The 15,604-nt window shown below is 68.1% G+C and carries 13 protein-coding genes; 5 read left to right on the top strand and 8 right to left on the bottom strand.

Features of this window, described 5'->3' with window-relative positions:
- Window positions 1-82: 82 nt before the first annotated feature.
- The 6 genes from AC1DHX_RS00120 to AC1DHX_RS00095 form a co-directional block, all read right to left on the bottom strand.
- Window positions 83-2,893, bottom strand: coding sequence for a PEP/pyruvate-binding domain-containing protein (locus tag AC1DHX_RS00120; protein ID WP_476859423.1), 2,811 nt, complete (start codon window positions 2,891-2,893; stop codon window positions 83-85).
- Between the two features lie 166 nt (window positions 2,894-3,059).
- A complete protein-coding gene (locus tag AC1DHX_RS00115; protein ID WP_079552423.1) occupies window positions 3,060-3,377 on the bottom strand; it encodes a hypothetical protein in 318 nt (105 codons plus the stop codon).
- A gap of 144 nt (window positions 3,378-3,521) precedes the next feature.
- Complete coding sequence (locus AC1DHX_RS00110; RefSeq protein ID WP_476851828.1) at window positions 3,522-4,577, bottom strand: zinc-dependent alcohol dehydrogenase family protein; 1,056 nt, start codon at window positions 4,575-4,577, stop codon at window positions 3,522-3,524.
- A 144-nt stretch (window positions 4,578-4,721) separates the two neighbouring features.
- Window positions 4,722-5,918: an acetyl-CoA acetyltransferase gene (locus AC1DHX_RS00105; protein WP_476859422.1), complete on the bottom strand. Its 1,197-nt coding sequence runs from the start codon at window positions 5,916-5,918 to the stop codon at window positions 4,722-4,724.
- Window positions 5,915-6,595 (bottom strand): CoA transferase subunit B, encoded by a 681-nt coding sequence (locus tag AC1DHX_RS00100; protein ID WP_230008949.1) that lies wholly within the window; start codon window positions 6,593-6,595, stop codon window positions 5,915-5,917. Before AC1DHX_RS00100 ends, AC1DHX_RS00105 begins: the two co-directional genes overlap by 4 nt.
- Window positions 6,596-6,678: 83 nt before the next feature.
- Window positions 6,679-7,425 carry a CoA transferase subunit A gene (locus AC1DHX_RS00095; protein ID WP_476856213.1) on the bottom strand — a complete coding sequence of 249 codons (747 nt, stop codon included), beginning with the start codon at window positions 7,423-7,425 and terminating at the stop codon, window positions 6,679-6,681.
- A 249-nt stretch (window positions 7,426-7,674) separates the two neighbouring features.
- Between AC1DHX_RS00095 and AC1DHX_RS00090 the strand changes: the two genes are divergently transcribed.
- Window positions 7,675-8,457 carry an IclR family transcriptional regulator gene (locus tag AC1DHX_RS00090; protein ID WP_476859421.1) on the top strand — a complete coding sequence of 261 codons (783 nt, stop codon included), beginning with the start codon at window positions 7,675-7,677 and terminating at the stop codon, window positions 8,455-8,457.
- A 136-nt stretch (window positions 8,458-8,593) separates the two neighbouring features.
- A complete protein-coding gene (locus AC1DHX_RS00085; protein WP_476859420.1) occupies window positions 8,594-9,499 on the top strand; it encodes an NADP-dependent oxidoreductase in 906 nt (301 codons plus the stop codon).
- Between the two features lie 50 nt (window positions 9,500-9,549).
- Here the strand turns inward: AC1DHX_RS00085 and nadE are convergent, their stop codons facing one another.
- Window positions 9,550-10,371 (bottom strand): ammonia-dependent NAD(+) synthetase, encoded by an 822-nt coding sequence (nadE, locus tag AC1DHX_RS00080; RefSeq protein ID WP_476859419.1) that lies wholly within the window; start codon window positions 10,369-10,371, stop codon window positions 9,550-9,552.
- A gap of 244 nt (window positions 10,372-10,615) precedes the next feature.
- The gene (locus AC1DHX_RS00075; protein ID WP_223914562.1) at window positions 10,616-11,641 is read right to left on the bottom strand and encodes a LacI family DNA-binding transcriptional regulator; all 1,026 of its coding nucleotides are present in this window, start codon (window positions 11,639-11,641) and stop codon (window positions 10,616-10,618) included.
- 234 nt (window positions 11,642-11,875) lie between these two features.
- On the opposite strand from AC1DHX_RS00075, the gene AC1DHX_RS00070 reads away from it, so the two are divergent.
- The 3 genes from AC1DHX_RS00070 to AC1DHX_RS00060 all read left to right on the top strand — a co-directional run bounded on the left by AC1DHX_RS00070 (window position 11,876) and on the right by AC1DHX_RS00060 (window position 15,600).
- The gene (locus tag AC1DHX_RS00070) at window positions 11,876-12,724 is read left to right on the top strand and encodes a sugar phosphate isomerase/epimerase family protein (protein ID WP_476856216.1); all 849 of its coding nucleotides are present in this window, start codon (window positions 11,876-11,878) and stop codon (window positions 12,722-12,724) included.
- Window positions 12,725-12,776: 52 nt separating this feature from the next.
- Window positions 12,777-13,784: a Gfo/Idh/MocA family protein gene (locus tag AC1DHX_RS00065; RefSeq protein ID WP_476859418.1), complete on the top strand. Its 1,008-nt coding sequence runs from the start codon at window positions 12,777-12,779 to the stop codon at window positions 13,782-13,784.
- A 292-nt stretch (window positions 13,785-14,076) separates the two neighbouring features.
- Window positions 14,077-15,600, top strand: coding sequence for an ABC transporter substrate-binding protein (locus AC1DHX_RS00060; protein ID WP_476859417.1), 1,524 nt, complete (start codon window positions 14,077-14,079; stop codon window positions 15,598-15,600).
- Window positions 15,601-15,604 lie beyond the last annotated feature (4 nt).

Raw genomic sequence — 15,604 nt, 5'->3', positions numbered from 1 at the left:
TAACATAGCCCCCTGCCGGCGGCGTGGCGGAGGTCCCGCTGCAATTCGAAGGCCCGGCGCCGGCCGGTCCGGAGGTTCACGCTCAGCCAGCCAGGCTGCCGGCGGCCGTCGCAGGGGAGAGCGGGGAATCCACCTGCCGCACCGTTCCGGCCGATCCGTCCACGGTCACGGTCTCACCGGTCCGCAAACGGGTGGTCGCGTCCGGCACGCCCACCACCGCCGGGATGCCGTATTCGCGGGCCACCACGGCGCCGTGCGAGATCACCCCGCCCATTTCCATCACTAGGGCGCCGGCCGTCATGAACAGCGGCGTCCAGCCGGGGTCGGTGGAGGGTGCCACAAGGATTTCCCCGGGCTCAAGGTGCGCGCCCACCGGATCCAGGATGACCCGGACCGTTCCGGTGGCGGTGCCGGCCGACGCCGGTGTCCCGGCGAGGGCGCCGGAAGCGGGGGACTTGGCCATCACGGCCGCCTCCACGTCCGTGCCGTCGGAGAGCAGGAGCCGGGGAATCCGGCGCCGGCGCAGTTCGACGTCGTAGATCCGGTGGCGGCCCGCGACGATGCCCTTGAGGTCGGCACCCCGCAAACCCACCCGGACCTCGTCGAATTCCAGGAAATACACATCGTCCGCGGCGGCGATCGCACCGGACCGGGCCAGCTCGATGCCGATCGCGTTGAGCTGGCGGTGCATCTCCGCGAGGGCGAGGACGATGTAGAACTTGGGCAGTTCGCGCAGTCCGGACAACTGGCGGGTCCGGCGCAGGCAGAACTCCACCAGCCGCGCCCGGATCCGGCTGCGCGCCCCGGTTCGTTCCACCAGGCTGCGGATCCTGGCCTCGGCATGTTCCTCCGCGCGCGCAAACTGCCGGTCGGGCGCCTGCTCGGGGTCCTCCACGTGGAGGTAGTTCGAGATCATCCCGAGGATATGGTCCGGCTTCTCCGACCACCGCGGCATGCCAAGGTCGATCTCCGCCACGGCGCGGTGGCCGTAACGGTCCAGGAACCCGTGCAGGCCGGTCTGCGCCACCGCGGGCAGCGAGCCGGCCTGGTACAGGGCGGCCAGTTCCCTTGGCCCGTGGGCCAGGAACACCTCCCGGGACGCGGCATGCGCGCCGACGGTGACGGCCAGTTGCCAGAGTTCGAGGTCCATCTCGGTAGTGACATTGTTGGGCAGACCCCGCAACACGGCCTCGAGTTCCCGCGGTGCCGCGATGCCGCGCAGCAGCCTGCGCGCCCCGGCCAGCATGAGGTACCCAACGGACGGTCCGGGCAGCGTCGCCAAGATCAGCCCGTCCACGGTGTTCTCCAGGATGCGCTGGGCGTGATCGAGCCGGCCAAAAGTGGTGGCCGGCTCCGGCAGGACAAGCTCGGATTGAAGGCGATTTCCGTAATCGAAGGCGCGGCGCAGTTCGGCGGACGGCCGCACCGCGGCCCGCGCCAGGGACGGAAGCAGCCGGACCGTCAGGCCCAGGCCGGCCATGGTTCCGGGATCGCGCCCTGCGCTATTGCCCGCTGCGCCGCTGCCAGTCCCCGCCTGTCGGGGGGCCAGCCTGCCCGCTGCACCGTGCCGTGCCCGCCGGGACGGCCGTTTGCGCACGCCGAACCGCGGGTCATCCAGGAGTGCCGGAAAAACCGCGCCGGACCTGCCGTCCGCCAGCGGCAGCATCCGCAGCAGGTAGCGGCGGCCGTACCTGTTGCGCACCATGGGCGTCACGTCGACATACATCCGCAATCCCGGGTTGACGTACCGCCACGGCCCGTTGCGGTTCCGCATTGAGCCCAGCACGGAGAGCCCCATGGGGGTCAGGGGCCTGGTCAGGCCCTGGAGCAAGGTGCCGCACAGGTAGACGCGGGGGTCGGCGTCGGCCCCTGCCTCCGCGCCGAGCGGTTCGGCGGCCGCAGGCTCCGGCAGCGGATACAACGTGGTGATGGGCCGCGACTGGGTCACCCAGATCCTGCCCGCTGCGTCGATCACCCATTCCACATCCTGGGGTGTACCGAACAGCCGCTGGACGGTATCGCCGAGGGCCGTGAGTTCGCTGATCCGGGCGTCGTCCAGGCTCGGCCGCCGCCGGACTGCCGTCCCCTTCGGTGAACGGAGGAGGATGCGTCCCGTGGCCGTATCCACGACGAAATGGTCCGGATTGACGCTGCCGGAGACCACCGCCTGGCCGGGCCCCGCGCTCGCATCGATGACCGTTTCGGTCCGGGTGCCCGTCACGGGATTGGCGGTGAAGAGCACGCCGGCGCTGGTGGCGGTGATGAGGTCCTGGACGACGACGGCGAGCCCCACCTCACGGTGGCTGATCCCGTTGGCGGCGCGGTAGGCCACGGCCCGTTCGGTCCAGAGTGAGGCCCAGCAGCGCCGGACCGACTCGACCACGGCGTCGGCTCCGGAGATGTTCAGGAAGGAATCCTGCTGGCCGGCGAAGCTGGCGAAGGGCAGGTCCTCGGCGGTGGCGGAGGACCTGACCGCCACTGTGGCCCGGCTGCCGAGCGCGGCATACGCGCCGCGAAGGGCGGCATCGACGTCGGCGGGAATCGGCGCGGTCACGATCATTTCCCGCGCCTGCCGGGCCAGTTCGCCCAGGTCCGGTCCGGGCCGGGCCAACCCGGGGCGGCCTGGCTGGCCGGGGCGGGAGCCGCCGTCGCCTGGTTCGCCGTCGCCTGGTTCGCCGTTGTCTGTTTCGTCGTCGTTCGAAGGGCCGGGCCGCGCGGCGTCCAGCCGGGCCGCCAGCGCGTCCAGTTCGGCCGGGGCCGCCTTTCGGTAGGCAACCGTGGTGAGGCAGAATCCACGGGGTACGCGGAATCCGGCGGCCGTGAGCTTGCCGAGGTTCAGGGCCTTTCCGCCCACGAGCGGCAGGGGAGCGGAACCCAGTGCGCTGAGATCCATGACGAGACTTTCCGGCGCCCTGCCATCTGCAGAACCCATTTCCCTGCTCCCACGTCCTGTCCGCGTCTTCAATCCACGTGTTCACGCCACGTATTCAAGCCGCGGGCGGCCTCCGGGTCCTGAGTCCGGCGGCGCGGCGGCACCTCCGCCAAGCGAGCCTGCCGGCCTACTGGCCGGCGTCGGCCTCGCCGGTGTCTTCCCACATAAGATCCAGGTTGCGGAAGACCGGAGGGCCGTCGCACAGGGCGGCCATCTGCGCGGCGAATTCGGAGGTCTCGGGCCGGTTGGAGTTCTCCATGGCCGACTCGTAGGAGTCGAATTCCACGATCGTGAGGTACGTTCCGGGGCGGTCGCGGTCTGCGGTGGCCATGATGCGGCGGAAGGTCGGGGCAGTGGTTCCCTCCGTCCTGGAGGGCCGGCCGAGTTGCTCGATCTCCTCAATGCGGGAGGTCTGAAATTCGATGATCTGCACGAACCTGGCCATGACGGCTCCCTTGACGGCGGCGGATGCTGATGCGCTTCACGCTAGACCCTCGTCCTTGCCCGTGCAAGGGCGGGAGCTAGCAGTACAGCTAGGCCGGCGCGGGCGGCCGCGCGGGTGCAAGCGCGGCCGCCGTCGAGATCCCGGCTAGGGGGTCAGGAGGACCTTGATGGCGCGCCGTTCGTCCATCGCGCGGTAGGCCTCGGGTGCCTCCTCAAGCGGCATGACCGAGTCGAACACGCGGCCCGGATTGATGGTGCCGTTCAGCACGTCCGCCAGCAGTTCCGGGATGTACGTCCTGGCCGGGGCCATGCCGCCGCCGATCGAGATGTTGGTGTCGAACAGGAAGCGCAGCGGGGCTTCGGCGCCGCCGGTGGGGACGCCGACAAAGCCGAGGGCGCCGCCAGGGCGGACGCTGTGCAGGGCCTGTTCCATGGATTCCTTGGTCCCCACGCACTCCAGCACGGAGTCGGCGAGCACACCGCCAAGCAATTCGCGGACCTTGGCGACGCCCTCGTCCCCGCGTTCGGCGACGATGTCCGTGGCCCCGAATTCGCGGGCGATCGCCTGGCGGTCGGCGTGCCGTGACATGGCGATGATCCGCTCCGCGCCGAGGCGCTTGGCGGCCAGGACGCCGCAGAGCCCGACGGCGCCGTCGCCGACCACCACGACCGTCCGGCCGGGACCGGCCTTGGCCGCGAGGGCTGCGTGGTGGCCGGTGGCCATGACGTCGGAGAGCGTGAGCAGGCTGGCGCGGAGGGCGTCGTCCGGGTCGGTGACGCCCGGGACCTTGACCAGCGTGGACTCGGCGAGCGGTACGCGCACGGCCTGGCCCTGGCCGCCGTCGATGCCGTGACCGGTGTCATCCTTGCCGCCCCAGCCGGCGAGGTGGTCGCAGGCGACCGTGACGCCGTCGAGGCACTGCGGGCACGCGCCGCAGCTGACCACGAACGGGGCGATCACGTAGTCGCCCACGGCGAGGTCTTTGATGTCGTCGCCGATGCTTTCGACCGTCCCGATGAACTCGTGCCCGATTGCGGACGGCTTGTGGGTGGGCTTGACCCCGCGGTACGGCCAGAGGTCCGAGCCGCAGACGCAGGAGGCGGTGACCTTCACGATGACGTCGGTGGGCAGCTGGAGGGTGGGGTAGTCGCGGTCTTCGACTCGGATGTCGCCGGGACCGTGGATGATGGTGGCGCGCATGGGTGCTCCTCGCATTGTGGTGGATGGGCTGGGAACGAGTTTAGTCCCGTGGCATGCCGGCCACGCAGGCGAGGACAAGCAACGCGGGGTCAGATACGGCCCATCAAGCCGCCCGGCATGGGCTGTATCTGACCCCGCGTTGCTTTAGAGGGCTTCGAGCACGCTGACGTAGTTGGCGATGCCCACGCCGCCCATGTTCTGCACCGCGGCCCGGCGCGGGTTGGCCAGCTGCATGTCGCCGGCGGTCCCGGTGAGCTGCATCGCGGCGATGACGTGCTGGGAGACGCCGGTGGCGCCGACGGGGTGGCCCTTGGCCTTGAGCCCGCCCGAGACGTTGACCGGCAGCTTGCCGTCCTTGAAGACCCAGCCTTCTTCCAGCGCCCGGGCGCCCTGGCCGCGTTCGGTCAGCCCCATGGCCTCGTACATGAGCAGTTCGGCAATGGTGAAGCAGTCGTGGACTTCCGCGAAGTCGAGCTCATCCAGCCCGACGCCGGCCATCCCCAGGGCCCGCTGCCAGGAGGCGCGTGTGGCGGCGAATTCGGTCGGGTCCCGGCGCTCGGCGGGGAAGAAATCGTTCGCCTGGCCGAAGCCGGCGAGCCGCACCGGGGCGGTTGCCCCGCCGGCAGGGGCGACGGAGAGGACGACGGCGGCGGCGCCGTCGGAGACGGGGGAGCAGTCGGTGCGGCGCAGCGGGTCGGCCACCATCGGGTTCTTGTCCGAGACGGTGCGGCAGAACTCCTCGCCGAGGTCCTTGCGGAGCTGGGCGTAGGGGTTGTCGACGCCGTTGCGGTGGTTCTTCGCCGCGATGGTGCCCAGGACGTCGCCGAGTTTTCCGTTGCTGTCGCCGTAGCGCTTGCCGTAGTGCTTCGCGACCTCCGCGAAGAGCCCGGTGAACCCGGTGGTGGAGGCCTTGCCGGCCATGTCGTAGTCCGCGCCGAGCAGGGCCGCGCCCACGACGTCGGCCCCGGCGTGGGTCATCTTTTCGGCGCCGATCACCAGGACGGTCTTCGCGGTGCCGGCAAGCAGGGACTTGGTGCCCTGCTGGAATGCGGCCGAGCCGGAGGCGCAGGCGTTCTCCACCCGAGTGGAGGGAACGTTGGCCAGTTGATCCGAGACCTGCAGTGCGAGGGAGGACGGGAAGGCCAGCGGCATCATGCCGGAGTTGAACTGGCCGAGGTAGATCTCATCGATCTGGCCGGGCTCGATCCCGGCGTTGCCGATCGCCTCGGTGGCGACCTGCACGATCAGGGACTCCAGGGTTTCTTCGCTCAGCTTGCCGAACCGGCTGTGGCCCCAGCCGGTGAGCAGGACGTCCTTGCCGAACTGGTCTTTGAGGCTCATGCCGTCGCTCCTTCAAATTCGAGCGCGACATCGAAGTCGGCTTCGGTCTTTTCGCGGATTTCCTCCACGGTGACGCCGGGCGCGAGGCGCGTGAGCGTGAGCTTCCGCCCGCCGCCTGCTTTGTGTTCATTCTTCACAAGGTCGAAGACCGCGAGGTCGCTGATGATGCGGTCCACGCAGCTGAGCCCGGTGAGCGGCAGCGTGCATTCCTTGACGATCTTGGCGCTGCCGTCCTTGGCGTTGTGCTCGGTGAGGACCACGACGCGCGGGGTGCCGGCTACGAGGTCCATGGCGCCTCCCATGCCCTTGACCATCTTGCCGGGGATGGTCCAGTTGGCGAGGTCGCCGGCACCGGAGACTTGCATGGCGCCCAGGATCGCGACCTTCACGTGACCGCCGCGGATCATGCCGAAGGACGTCGCGGAGTCGAAGATGCTGCCGCCGGGCAGGACCGTGACGGTCTGCTTGCCGGCGTTGATCAGGTCCGCGTCTTCCTCGCCCTCGAAGGGGAACGGGCCCATGCCGAGGAGGCCGTTCTCGCTCTGCAGGACAACGCGGACGCCGTCGGGCAGGTTGTTGGCCACCAGCGTGGGGATGCCGATGCCAAGGTTGACGTAGTCGCCGTCGTTCAGTTCTTCGGCCGCGATTGCGGCCATTTCATCTCGGGTCCAGGCCATGGTGGTTCTCCTTGGAAAGTCAGGGTGCAAGGGGTGGGGCGCCAACGCCGGCGCGCCCGGGGGTGGGCGGCGCTCGGGCCGGATTAGACGGTGACGGCGGAGGCGGCCTGCGCCGCCGCCGCTTCCGCTGCGGGCCGCGGGCGGACGGTGCGCTGTTCGATGTCCTTGACGCGGCCGCTGGCCTGGACCAGGCGCTGGACGAACACGCCGGGGGTGATGATGTGGTTCGGGTCCAGCTGGCCGGGCTCGACGATCACTTCGGCCTCGGCGACCGTCACGGCTCCCGCGGTAGCCACCACCGGATTGAAGTTCTGCGCGGTATACCGGTAGATCAGGTTGCCGTCGGTGTCGGCCGTGTGGGCGTGAACCAGGGCGACGTCGGCCTTGATGGCGCGCTCCTGGACATAGGTCTCGCCGTCGAACTCCGCCAGCGGCTTGCCTTCGGCGACGAGGGTGCCCACGCCGGTCTTCGTGTAGAACGCCGGGATGCCGGCGCCGCCGGCGCGCAGCCGCTCAGCAAGGGTGCCCTGCGGGGTGAACTCCACCTCCAGCTGGCCGGCGAGGTACTGCTCGGCGAAGAGCTTGTTTTCCCCAACGTAGGACGCGATGACCTTACGGACCTGGCCGCCTTCGATCAGGACCCCGAGGCCCTTGCCGTCCACGCCCATGTTGTTGGAGACGACAGTCAGGTCCTTCACCCCGGAGTCCCGCACCGCCTCGATCAGGTCAGCGGGGATCCCGCTGAGCCCGAAACCGCCGACGGCGAGCGTCATGCCGTCGCGCAGTACGTCCTGCAAAGCGGCCGCTGCCCCGGATTTCACCTTTGACATTGCATCTCCTCATTGAGCTCGTCTTGCTATCCACCCCGGCAATCCACTTTGTGGACTCCATGTCTGAAGAAGGAGCCTATGGTGTGTCACGGACCACTGTCAACGTGGATTTTCCCCGCTAACTGGCGGAGTTTACAGTGTGGACGCTACCCTTGGGACTATCCATTATGTGGATACCTGATGGCAAAATTGGGTAAAAGCAACGTGGGAGAAAGCATCATTCAGTTCCGGGCCGACGTGAGGCAAGCAATGAATACAACCCCCGTCCAGGGCGCCCAGGTGGTCAGCCGGGCAGCCGGCCTGCTGCGCCTGGTCGGCCGGAAGCCGGAGGGCTGCCCCCTGGTGGAGCTCGTGCGCGAATCCGGCCTGACGCGGCCCACCGTGCACCGGCTGCTGAGCTCGCTCGCGGCCGAGGGGCTGCTGGACCAGGACCCGGGCAGCGGCAACTGGGTCCTGGGCCCCGAGATCCTGTTGCTGGGGTCCGTGGCCTCGGCGCGCTTCCCCCTGGAGGATCTCGCGAGGCCGAGCCTGCGCCGCCTGGCCGAAGAGACCGGCGAAAGCGCGTTCTTCTCCATCCGCCGCGGCAACGAGACCGTGTGCCTGCTCCGGGAAGAAGGCAGCTTCCCGGTCCGTTCCTTCGTGCTGCACGAGGGGGTGCGGTTCCCGCTGGGCGTCGCCTCGGCCGGCACCGCCATCATGGCCTTCCTGCCGGCACAAGAGCAGGAAGAACTGCTCGCCAACTGGGCAGCCCATGCCGGCAGCTTTGCGGCCGCGCATACCGCAGCACTGGTCAGGGCGAACCTGGAAGCGACGCGGCAGGCCGGCTATTCGGTCAATCCTGGCCTGGTCCTGGAAGGCAGCTGGGGGATGGGCGCGGCGGTCTTCGACCAGCGGGGGCGCCCCGCCTGGGCGCTGTCCCTGACCGGCATCGAACCGCGCTTCCGGGAGGACCGGCGTCCGCAGCTGGGGCGGCTGCTCCTGGAAGAAGCGCACCGGATCTCCACGCTGCTGACCCGCTCGCCAGGCGCCTGACCCTCGTCACGGGCCCCGGTTCGGCTCAGGCCGCCTCGGACAATTCAACTTGCCGGGCGACCCTTGCGCAGCCGCCGCTTGTGCCAGAAGCTGGCAGCACAGGCCGCATCGCGTCGAGCCGAAGGAGCAAAGCCCCGTGAAAGACACCAAGATCTCTTTCGATCACTATGGCAGCCCGGACGTCGTCACCGTTGGCGAGGAGAAACCGCCGGTTCCGGGGGAGAACGAGGTCCAGGTGGGAATCCGCGCCGTCGGCGTCAACCCGGTGGACTGGAAAGTCGTCGCCGGCTACCTGGAGCCGTACCTTGCCCTGGACTTCCCTGCAGTTCCCGGCTGTGAGGCGGCAGGAATCGTGACCGCCGTTGGCCCCGGCGTGACCGGCTATGAGGTGGGTGACGACGTCATCTGGAATGGCATTTCCGGGGCCTACCGTGCCGTGGCCAATTTTCCGGTCGACCAGCTGACGCCAAAGCCCGCGGGCATCGATTTCGAGCAGGCGGCATGCGTCGCGATAGCTGGCGGCACAGCGTATTCGGCGCTGGTTCAGCTTGGCATTGGCATGGGGGACACGGTCCTCATCCACGGCGCAGCGGGCGGGGTCGGCTCGGCGGCGGTCCAGATAGCACGGCACCTCGGCGCCCGGACCATCGGCACCGCTTCAGAGCAGAACCACGACTACTTGCGCGGCCTCGGCGCCGTGCCTGTGGCCTATGGCGAAGGGCTCGTCGAACGCGTCCGCGCACTGGGCACCATCACCGCCGTCGTGGACACCTTTGGCGGGGAGGAGACGACGACGGCGACGGTCCATTTGCTCGGCGGCCACGGCGCCGCGGTGACCACAGTGCCTGGAAAGGAGGCCAACGCCGCCGGAATTGCACCGGTCAGGCTGCTGGACGGACGGGTAGCGGAGGCGGCCCGGCTGTCGGCCGGGGGAAAGCTCCGCTTCAGCATCCAGGAGCGGATTCCCCTCACCGATGCGGCCCGGGCACTGGGCATCAGCCGCGCAGGCCATGTCCGGGGCAAACTCGTGCTGATCCCGTGATTGGACCCGCGGGGCGAGCCTGCAGCCCGGCCCGGGGCTCCCGGCTCAGGCTATTTCCACCAGGTGTCGAAAATCGTCACCGGGACCGTGCGCTTGTGGCGGGTCCGCAGGTACATCGCCTCGATCCGTTCGGCAGCGGCATCGGGTACGTCACGGCCCTCGAGGTAGTCATCGATCAGGTCGTAGCCCAGGCCGAGTTCGTCCTCGTCGGTGCGGCCCGGCTTGCCGTCCAGCAGATCCGCCGTCGGAACCTTTTCCCAGATCCGGGCCGGTGCGCCGAGTTCCGCCAGCAGGGCGCGGTTCTGTCGCTTGTTAAGGCCGAACAGCGGCAGGATGTCCGCGCCGCCGTCGCCGAACTTGGTGAAGAACCCCGTGACGGACTCGGCGCCGTGATCCGTGCCGATCACCAGGTAGTTGTGCTCGCCGGCCAGGGCGTACTGGGCAATCATCCGGGTCCGGGCCTTGGTGTTGCCCTTGTGGAAATCGGAGATCTCCGCGCCCACGGTCTTCTCGAACTCGTCCTCGAAGCCATCTACTGCCGCCGAGATGTTGAACGTCCATTCGGTCTTGGCTCGCACGAAGTCCAGGGCCGCCTGCGCGTCGTCCTCGTCATACTGGACGCCGTAGGGCAGCCGCACGGCCACGAAGTTCGCCTCGGTGCCCTCGGCCTCGAGTTCCTCGACCGCCAGCTGGGCCAGCCGCCCGGCCAGGGAGGAGTCCAGGCCGCCCGAGATGCCCAGGACGAAGCCCTTGGTGTGGGTGGCCGCCAAGTATTCCTTCAGGAACGTCACGCGTTTGCGCACCTCCCCGGCAGGGTCGATCCGGGGCTGCACGCCCATTTCCTCGATGATCTTCGCCTGGAGTTCACGCATGCCTCACAGCCTAGTCAGCGGTGTCAACAACGCTCAACTATTGCGCCCGGACCGGCGGCTGACGAGCGGATCCGGCGTCGAAATGGCTTCGGTTCCGGACGGCGGCTACGGTTTCGGACCGTTGCGACTTAGATCCCCGGTGCGCCGGTCCGAATTCGGCGCCCCTGTCCGGAACCGCCGCGAAAACCTCACCACCGGCCGACGCCTGCCCGGTCCTGACTGGGCACCGGGCCGGACGCCGGGCCTATTGAGCCTGCCGCACCGGACCGGTGGAGCCGCGGACCGTGAGATGGGTGGGCATCACGGACCGGCTTCGGGTGCCACCGCCGGCGAGCGGGTTCAGCTGGGCCAGCAGCATGGACACCGCCACGCGGCCGGCCTGCTCGATCGGGGAGGCCATGGTGGACAGCGGCGGATTGCAGAAGTCGGCGCCAAAGATGTCGTCGCAGCCCACAATGCTCATGTCCTGCGGGACGCGGATGCCGCGTTCGCGAAGGCGCTGGAGCATGCCGATGGCGATGAGGTCGTTGAACGCGAGGCAGGCGGTGACCCCGCTGTGGACGGCGGCGTCCGCGGCTGCCGCGCCGGACTGTGTCTTGGGGGCGAACGGACCGAGCCGGCGCACCTCCACGCCGCGTTCCTCGGCAGCCACGGACAACGCGGTCCACCGCCGTTCGCTGGACTGCGACGTCGTCGGGCCGGCCACATAGGCCACCCGGGTGTGCCCCAGCGAGATCAGGTGGTCCAGCGCCTGGCTGGTGCCGGACGGGGTGTCGATCAGGACCGCGGGAACGCCGGGCACGTCACGGTTGATCGCGACCATGGGCATCTTCGCCGCCGCGTTCAGCAGAGCTTCGTCGCTGAGCCGGGATGCGGCAACGATGATGCCGTCAGCGCTCTTGCGCAGCTGCTCCACGGTGCTGGCCTCCACCTCGTCGGATTCTTCCGTGTCCACCAGCAACTGGGTGTACCCGGCCGCCTTGAGCTGGAGCTGGGTTCCCCTGATGAGGTCGAAGTAGAACGGGTTGGTGATATCCGGAACCAGGACTCCCACCGCGCCCGTGCGCCCGGAACTCAGCGCCTTCGCCTGGCTGTTGGGTGTGTAGTGCAGCCGGGCCGCGGCCGCCTCGATCCGCTGCCGTGTCCTGATGTTGACCCGGTCCGGCGTGGAGAGGGCACGGGAAACCGTGGAGGCCGCCACGCCGCAGAGCGCGGCGATGTCATGGATGGTGGCCGGGCGGTCCACTGCTGCTGGTTGCGTCGTCGCCACGGCGCTCCTCTCTGAACGTGGTGGCCGGGCCGAGGTGGCCGGGGGCGGGTGGCCGGGCTGTGATTGCCGCCACAGGGCCGGTCAGCAAAGCATGCCACAGATTGTCAGAATTTGGCAACCGGTTGTCATTTGAGTGCGGTGATGGCTAGACTGGGGCCCACACCGTTTGTGAACTGCGTCACCGCGCCGGAGCCGGAAGCTGCCCGCGGCGGCCGCGAAACCCAGGAGATCCGCGTGAGCAAAACACCACCCGCAGTCTGGTCACTGTCAGGCTTCGGCGACGAAATAGATCCGGACCCGGCAGTTCAGGCCGCCGTGCTCCTGGCGCTGGGCGCAAGCCACATCGAGGTCCGCAGCGCCTGGGGCACCAACGTCTCCGAGCTGGAGCCCGCGCAGGTTGCCCGGCTCAAGGAAATCCTGGATGAAAAGGGCCTCAAGGTCTCGGCCGTGGCCAGCCCCATCGGGAAGGTGGACGTGAGCCTGCCGGTGGAGCACGAGCTGGCACGGCTCCGGCAGATCATCTCAGTGGCCAGGGGGCTGGATACACAATACGTCCGCATTTTCTCCTTCTTCCGGGCCGAAGGGCGCAGCGCGGAAGACATCCGCGAGGACGTCCTGGGCCGTATGGGCGCGCTGGCGGCGCTCGCCGCGGAATCCGGCGTCGTGCTCCTGCACGAAAACGAAAAGGGCATCTATGGCGATACCCCGCAGCGCGTGCTGGACATCATGGAATCCGTGAACTCGCCCGCGCTCCGCATCGCGTGGGACAACGCCAACTTCGTCCAGGTGGGCGTCAAGCCCTACACCGAGGGCTATGCCATGCTGCGCCCCTACCTCGAGTACTTCCAGGTCAAGGACGCGCTCGCCACCACCGGGGAAGTGGTCCCCTCCGGTGAGGGCGACGGCGAACTCGACGCCACCATCGCCGCCCTCAAGGCGGACGGTTACGCCGGCTTCGCCTCGCTGGAACCCCACCTGGCCAGCGCCCACGAACTCGGCGGCTTCTCGGGCCCGGCGGCCTTCGGCACCGCGGCCCGCGCCTTTGCCGCGCTGGCCGCGAAAAACCAGATCGAACTCGTGTAATCGGCCTTCTTTAGCAGGCATGCACCACCACTAGGGAAAGAGGGAACTCCGGATGCCAAAAGCGGCAATCATCGGCTGCGGCGACGTGTCGGTCGTTCACTTTGAAGCACTTGCAGGGATGGACAACGCCGAATTGATGGCCGTCTGTGACCCGGATCCGGCACGCCGGGCGGCGGCGCAGGAGGCCCACGGCGTCCCCGGCTTCGCGGACTACCGCGACATGCTCGAGGTGGCAGCTCCCGACGTCGTGCACATCACCACCCCGCATCACGAACACGCGGCGATCGCGATCGAATGCCTGCGCCGCGGTGTCCACGTGGTGCTGGAAAAGCCCCTGGCGCACACCCTGGCCGAGGGCGAAAGGCTGCTGGCCGCGGCTGCCGACAGCACGGCGAAAATTGCCCTGTGTTTCCAGAACCGCTACAACGCCCCGGTGCAGGAAATGCGCCGACTGCTGGACTCCGGCGAACTGGGCCAGGTGCGGGGGGCCTCGGCCACGGTCATGTGGCACCGGGATGCCGATTACTACCTCAGCCGGCCCTGGCGCGGAAACTGGGCCGAGGGCGGCGGGGGGCTGATGATGAACCAGGCCATCCACACCGTTGACCTGCTGCAATGGCTGGTGGGCGACGTCGTCGCGCTCGCAGGCAGCGCCTCGACCCATGCGCTGGCAGAAACCATCGAGGTGGAGGACACTGCGGAGTTCGCCGCGCTGCACAGCAGCGGGGCGCGCTCCGTCTTCTACGCCACCCTGGCCAACACCGTCAACGCACCAGTCACGCTGGACATCAGCACCGAGAGGGCAACATTGAGCCTGCGCGGGGACCTGACAGTCACTTACGACGACGGGCGCAGCGAGGTGGTGCGGGAACGCACCAAGGGATCGGGCGGCCGGTCCTACTGGGGTGTTTCGCATGCCCTGCTGATCGCAGATTTCTATGCCCGACTGGCGCAGCCTGGCCCGTTCTGGATTGACGCCGCCGAAGGGGCGAAGTCGCTGCGGATCGTGAAGGAACTCTACCGCCAGTCCTACCCCGGCTCTGAGGAAAAAGTGTCCTAACCGAAGCCGCCTCCGCGACCCGGCTCAGGCGCGCGGGCTTCCGTTGCGCTTTCTTTTCCACTGCGAACGTCGTGCCTGTGCACTGCGTGCGCTCCCCAGGCGCACCGTCGTGCTCCGTCCAAGTGCCCGGCAACACCCCTGGGCGCAATAATTCAAAAAATAATGACAACCGGTTGCCAGATGTGGCAACCCAACGTACGCTGAACCCACAAGCAGCGGTGTGGCCCAAGCCACATTGCCGCCATCAACGTCCGTGCAGCGGACCTCGAGAAGCGATCCAAAGGAGCCAACAATGAAGTTCGGTCCCAAGGCAGCAGCTGCTGCCCTCATCCTCAGCGCATCCCTCGCGCTCACCGCCTGTGGCGGCGGCGCCGCAGCAGGCGGCGCAGGCGCCACAGCCACGTCCCTCACGCTCGGCACCATCCAGGATGTCCGGTCCTGGGATCCGGCCCAGGCCCATGTGGGCCATATCCTCCAGCCGTACCAGGCCGTCTACGACACCCTGATCCTGCGCGAGCCGGACGGAAAGCTCAGCCCCATGCTGGCGACGGCCTGGAAGTACAACGCAGCAAACACCAAACTGACGGTGGACCTGCGCTCGGACGTCACCTTCAGCGACGGAGCAAAGTTCGACGCCGAGGCTGCCAAGGCCAACATGGACCACTTCAAGACGGCCAATGGTCCGCAGATGGCCCAGCTCAATGCCGTCAAGGACGTGGCCGTTGTGGACGCCGATACCATCGACATCAACCTCAGCACCCCGGACCCGGCCCTCGAGTACTTCCTCAGCCAGGCGGCCGGCCTGATGGGCAGCCCCAAGGCGCTCGGCACCGAGGGCATCAAGACCGAGCCGGTGGGCTCCGGGCCCTACGTGATGGACAAGGCCGCGTCGGTCAAGGACTCCCAGACCGTGTTCACCGCCCGGAAGGACTACTGGAACAAGGATCTGCAGAAGTACTCCAAGCTGACCTTCAAGATCCTGACCGACCCCACCGCCCGCACCAACGCCCTGGTCTCCGGCCAGGTGGACGCCACACTCCTGGACCCCAAGAACGGCAAGCAGGCCGAAGGCGCCAAGATGAAGCTGGCCGCCAACGAGGTGGACTGGCAGGGGCTGCTCCTCCTGGACCGTGACGGTGCCAAGAACCCCGCACTGCAGAACGTCAAGGTCCGCCAGGCCATCAACTACGCCTTTGACCGCAAGACCATCCTCGACCAGGTCCTGTTGGGCCAGGGCACCCCGACGTCCCAGCCGTTCGGCAAGGCCAGCGGCGCCTGGACCGAAGAACTGGAGAACTACTACAGCTACGATCCGGCCAAGGCCAAGCAGCTCCTCAAGGAAGCCGGCTATGAAAACGGCGTGACCCTGGAAGTCCCCAGCATCCCCGACTTCCAGACTCAGATTTCCGTGGTCCAGCAGCAGCTGGCAGACGTCGGTATCACCCTGAAGATTGGCGCCGCGCTCACCAACACCTTCACCTCCGATGTGGCTGGACAGAAGTACACCACCATGTACTTCTCCCTCTTCCAAGGCCAGCCGACAGTTGCCATCAACCAGATCATCTCCACCAAGGCGCTCTACAACCCGTTCAAGAACGCGTCGCCGGAGCTCGACGCCAAGATTGACGCCGTGCGCAACGGCGGGGCTGACGCGGGCAAGCTGGCCCAGGAAGTGAACAAGTACGTGGTGGAGCAGGCCTGGTTCGCGCCGCTGTTCCGCGTCAACCAGATGTACTACCACAACGCCAAGGTCGACGTCACACCCCAGATCCAGCAGGCCGTTCCGTCCATTTACAACTACTCACCCGCCAAGTAGGACA

This window comes from Arthrobacter sp. 05N33_2, assembly GCF_056397425.1.
The sequence above is the reverse complement of the archived record's forward strand: the minus strand, read 5'-3'. Positions and strand labels throughout refer to the sequence as shown.

What these genes read in the sequence shown, in the direction of transcription:
- AC1DHX_RS00120 (WP_476859423.1), bottom strand. Translation starts at nt 2,893, where the DNA reads ATGGATCTCAGCGCACTGGGTTCCGCTCCCCTGCCGCTCGTGGGCGGA.
- AC1DHX_RS00115 (WP_079552423.1), bottom strand. Translation starts at nt 3,377, where the DNA reads ATGGCCAGGTTCGTGCAGATCATCGAATTTCAGACCTCCCGCATTGAG.
- AC1DHX_RS00110 (WP_476851828.1), bottom strand. Translation starts at nt 4,577, where the DNA reads ATGCGCGCCACCATCATCCACGGTCCCGGCGACATCCGAGTCGAAGAC.
- AC1DHX_RS00105 (WP_476859422.1), bottom strand. Translation starts at nt 5,918, where the DNA reads ATGAGCCTCAAAGACCAGTTCGGCAAGGACGTCCTGCTCACCGGCTGG.
- AC1DHX_RS00100 (WP_230008949.1), bottom strand. Translation starts at nt 6,595, where the DNA reads ATGGCCTGGACCCGAGATGAAATGGCCGCAATCGCGGCCGAAGAACTG.
- AC1DHX_RS00095 (WP_476856213.1), bottom strand. Translation starts at nt 7,425, where the DNA reads ATGTCAAAGGTGAAATCCGGGGCAGCGGCCGCTTTGCAGGACGTACTG.
- AC1DHX_RS00090 (WP_476859421.1), top strand. Translation starts at nt 7,675, where the DNA reads ATGAATACAACCCCCGTCCAGGGCGCCCAGGTGGTCAGCCGGGCAGCC.
- nadE (WP_476859419.1), bottom strand. Translation starts at nt 10,371, where the DNA reads ATGCGTGAACTCCAGGCGAAGATCATCGAGGAAATGGGCGTGCAGCCC.
- AC1DHX_RS00065 (WP_476859418.1), top strand. Translation starts at nt 12,777, where the DNA reads ATGCCAAAAGCGGCAATCATCGGCTGCGGCGACGTGTCGGTCGTTCAC.
- AC1DHX_RS00060 (WP_476859417.1), top strand. Translation starts at nt 14,077, where the DNA reads ATGAAGTTCGGTCCCAAGGCAGCAGCTGCTGCCCTCATCCTCAGCGCA.